A 4,341-nucleotide genomic window follows, 5' to 3' on the forward strand; every position below is an offset into this window, starting at 1 on the left:
AGTTGCGCTCGCGTCACACACCATGGTCTACCGGATCAGGACCCGCCGCGAAGGTGAATCACACAGATTGATCACGACCGAATACGCGCCCTAGGAGCCGTCCGGCGGATCATGTGACTGTCGCTTGATCTGCTCGTTGTTCCGGGTGTGGGGCGGGGAGAACGTGGTGATCTGTCGGATGCCGAGTGGGAACGGCTGCGGCCGTTCTTGCCGGTGAGCAACGGCAGGTACGGGCGGTGGCGTGATCATCGGCAGGTGATCGACGGGATTGTGCACCGGGTGCGGACCGGGGTGCAGTGGCGTGACCTGCCGGAGCGGTTCGGTCCGTGGAAGACGGTCTATGAGCGCCATCGGTTGCGGTCGTCGGACGGCACCTGGGAGCGGTTACTGCAGCAGGTCCGGGCTGCGGCCGACGCGGCGGGCGAGATCGACTGGGACGTCTCGGTGGACTCCACCATCGTGCGCGCGCATCAGCACGCCGCAGGCGCCCGGACCGGGAACTGCTGCCACCGCGACGGGGGTCGAGGGGTGACCGTCCGCCGCGAGCCGAGGCGTCGTGGCCCGCAGAACGGCCGGTGTCCGTGGGTGGGCGAGTTTCGGCCTCGCGCTGGCTGGGAAGCACCTTGTCCGCTGATTACGTCAAGTGAAAGCGTGGACACGTTTCGTGTCGATCGTGCTCGTCGGTTTCCGGCAGGCACCCGCCTACGAGGTGGCAGGTTTGACGGAGATTCAGCACCTGGTGAAGGTCTACAGCGACCGCGCCTACGTGCACACCACGACCGTGCGGCACCAGGGCAGCACGGTCGCGTTCGCGATGGACGACCAGCGGCGCATCGTCTACACGGTCCTGGACCTGTCGCAGCACGACGAGGCGCGCGGGGAGGCGGACGCGGCGTACTGGTCGGAGAACCCGCTGCCGCTGCGCTTCCCGGCCGAGCTGGCCCGGGTGGGTTACGCGGTGGCCGGCGCGGTGCGGATGCCCGCGGTGAAGCGCGGCGGGCGGGTCGAGGCGGATCCGGCGGAACGGCTCGGCGAGGACGAGTTGGACCCGTTCCTGTCCAGTACGGCCCGGCTCGGCGCGGCCGCGCCCTTCCAGGTGGTCTCCGACGGCACCCATGTGTACGTGCTGCGGCAGTCGGTCCGGGCCGACGACGCGGACGCGGTCTTCCGGCTCGCCGACGGCACCGGCTCCTCGGGCGACGCGGCGCGCACCGACTACCTCAGCCGGGGCGGCGCGGGCAAGGTCGCGGTGGTCGACGCCACCCTGCTCTGCGACCGGTTCGTGCTGGTCGGCGGTGAGTTGAAGCCGGTGCTGGAGGTCCGCTACCGGCGCAGCCGGCACAAGGGCCGCCCGGACTCCGCGAAGGACAGCCTCGGCACCCGGGACATGGAGGGCCGGGCGTTCATCGAGCCGACCCAGGAGCTGGATTTCGTCCGCAACCTCTCCCGCGGCCGGTTCACCGCCCTGCTGGTGCCCACCGCCGTGCACGGCCGGGAGCGCTGGCAGATCTTCGCGCACAACGACGCCACCGCCCGGATCGACGGCTTCAGCGTCGAGCGCAGCCGCGACGGCCTGTTCAACACCCAGGGCTCGCAGGCCTGGACCAGTCCCGACGAGCGCTACCGCGAGGCCGTCTACGAAGCCGCCCCCGGCACCTGCCCGTTCACCGGCCGACCGCTGGTCCCGGCGGTGAGCGAGAGCGGCCACGCCGAGACGGCGCTGCGCTTCGACGGTGTCGACGACGTGGCCGAGCTGCCCGCCAACGCCCTCCAACTCGCCGATCAGGACTTCACGGTGGAGTTCTGGGCCCGGCGCACCGCGACCGGCGGCCGGGAGGACTTCCTGATCGGGCACGGCGCGGCGGCCGGCGCCCGGCTGCGCAGCCTGCACATCGGCTTCCGCTCGGACGACACCTTCGCCTTCGCCTTCTACGCCGACGACCTGAACATCGGCCAGCGCACCACCGACACCGACTGGCACCACTGGGCCTGTGTCTTCGTCCGCGCCACCCGTGAGCAGATCGTCTACCGCGACGGTGTCGAACTCGGCCGCCGCACCACCGACATGCCGTACGGCGGACTCGGCCCGCTGACCCTGGGGCGCGCCCTCGGTTCGTTCGGCCGCGCCGAACTGGACGAGGTCCGGATCTGGAGCCGCCCCCGCAGCGGCGAGGAGATCGCCGCCGACCGCGGTCGCCGTCTGGTCGGCAACGAGCCCGGGCTGGCCGTCTACTACCGCTTCGACGAGGGCTCCGGCGACACGCTGTACGACCAGACGGACAACGCCCGCAACGCCGTCCTGCGCGGCGGGCCGGCCTGGATCACCTCCGAGGCGCCGATCGGCGACAACCCGGGGGTGCGCCGCGACAGTTTCGCGTTCACCGGGCGCAAGGTCGTCTCCGGCCTCTCGGCCGTCCTGCACCACCAGCAGGAGGCCGCACCGGCCGGGTACGACGGCGCGGCCAAGCCCGTCAAGCGCCAGGCCCGGGTGCTGCTCGCCTGTGCCACCGGCGGGCCCGACCCGGTGAGCGGCAAGGCCACCGACGACGCCTACGTCGCGACCCTCGACCTGGGCGTCGGAGGGGACGGCCGGCTGGCCGAGGTCCCGGACCGGCTGGCCCTGCCGGTGCTCGCCGCCCCCGAGTCCAGCGGCACCGTGGACGCGGTCGGCGCACTGGACGCCGAGGTGGCCCGGCTGGCCCGGGACGTGACCGACTCCGAGGCGGAGATCGCCCGCCTCCAGCAGGAGACCGCCGGAATCCCGGAGCTGGAGCGCCGGCGCGCCGAACTGCGGGCCGGCCAGGAGGACGACGTCACCGCCTGGCGCTACCGGCTGCGGTTCAAGCTGCCCAAGGACGGCCGGGACCAGTACCTCGCGGTGGAGGGCGACCGCAAGGACGCGGCGGCCCCGCTGGTGCGCACCGCCAACCGGGCGGCCGCCACCGCGCTGTGGACCTTCGAGCCCACCGGCACCAGCCTCAACGGCATCGCCTGCTATTTCCTGCGCAACGTCGGCTCCGGCCTGGACATGAACCTCTCCGGCGGGAAGACCGACAATGACACCCCGCTGATCCAGTACCGCCGCGAGGCCGACAACGACGCCACCCACTTCGCGCTGGACAGCTGGAACGGCTACGGCTTGGTGGTCCGCCGCAGCGGCAAGGTGGTCTGCGCCCGGGACAGCCAGGGCGACCGCATCGTGCAGTTCGACTACGGGACGGTCAACGCCTCCGGTGAGGGCATCGTCGTCCTGGAGAAGGACGGCGCCTCCGGCAAGCCGGGCGCGAGCGCCGCCCAGCGGAACCAGCAGATCCTGGACATCGACAACCAGCTGCTGACGCTCTCCACCAAGCAGGACGCGCTCGCCCGCTACCGCCGCGACCTGCCGGCCCGGCAGGCCCTGCTGGCCGCCAAGCGCGAGGAGCTGGGCCGGCTCACCGGCGGGGTGCGCGGCTCGGACGACATCGCGCTGCCCGTGCCCCAGCTCTCGGTGGACCGCACCGGGCTGGGCAGCTCCGGCGCGCTGCTCGCCTTCGCCCGGGGCGCCGACCGGCCGTTCCTGCTGGACAGCGCCACCGGCAGCCTGGTGCTCTACTTCCGGGGCGCCAACGGCCAGTTCTTCGCCGGCTACTACGACACCCAGGTGCTGCGCTCCTCCCGGCGGCTGACGTCCGGCGGCAAGGCGGCCGTCTTCACCGCCCGTGACGCCGCCACCGACCTGGCGGCGGTGGAGATCACCGTCGAGGCCGGGGACAACCCGGCCCAGGTCAAGCTGACCATCCGCCGGGACGGGCAGAGCGAGCAGTGGTCCCACCTGCCAGGCCGGGCCGAGGACTTCGCCGCCGTGGTCAACGGTGCGGCCGAGCAGCCGGTGCCGATCGGCACCGTGCTGCGGATCGACGGCGGCGTGGTGGAGTTCACCGAGGGCACCCTCGCCCGGCTCGCCGGCCCCGGTTTCGTCACCGTCGGCGGCCACGGCTTCCGCTTCGAGGGCGACCACCCCGCCGGCAGCAAGTCGCTGAAGCTGGGCGCGGGAGCGGACCCGACGGTGCTGAAGCCGGGCATGAGCGTGCAGCGGGTGCGCTACGACCAGCGCTGGGCCACCGCCTCCGAGCCCGGTGTGGCGCTCTCGGCCGGTTCCCGGCTGGTCACCGTCGACCCCGGCGGCCTCGCCGAGATCCCGTCCGGCACCGCGGACGGCCTGCTGCGCGGCCACGGCGGCCGCTGGCGCGCCGACATGCCCGGCCGCGCCTACGCCTTCGACGGGCAGGGGCGCTTCCTGGCGCTGCCCGCCGAGCAGTTGCCGCGGGCCGCCACCCCCGGCGACCTCACCGTGGAGGC

Annotated in this window: 1 protein-coding gene and 1 pseudogene; both read left to right on the plus strand. The window is 72.9% G+C overall.

The window, feature by feature from the left end; genetic code table 11:
• Positions 1-147: 147 nt before the first annotated feature.
• Positions 148-573, plus strand: a pseudogene (locus ACIQOV_RS29650) (IS5 family transposase); the annotation flags it as partial.
• 145 nt (positions 574-718) lie between these two features.
• A partial coding sequence (locus ACIQOV_RS29655; protein ID WP_401053646.1) for a LamG-like jellyroll fold domain-containing protein occupies positions 719-4,341 on the plus strand: 3,623 nt, incomplete at its 3' end.

It is taken from the genome of Kitasatospora sp. NPDC091257 (assembly GCF_044757675.1).
In the GTDB taxonomy this organism is placed as follows: Bacteria; Actinomycetota; Actinomycetes; order Streptomycetales; family Streptomycetaceae; genus Kitasatospora; species Kitasatospora lactacystinica.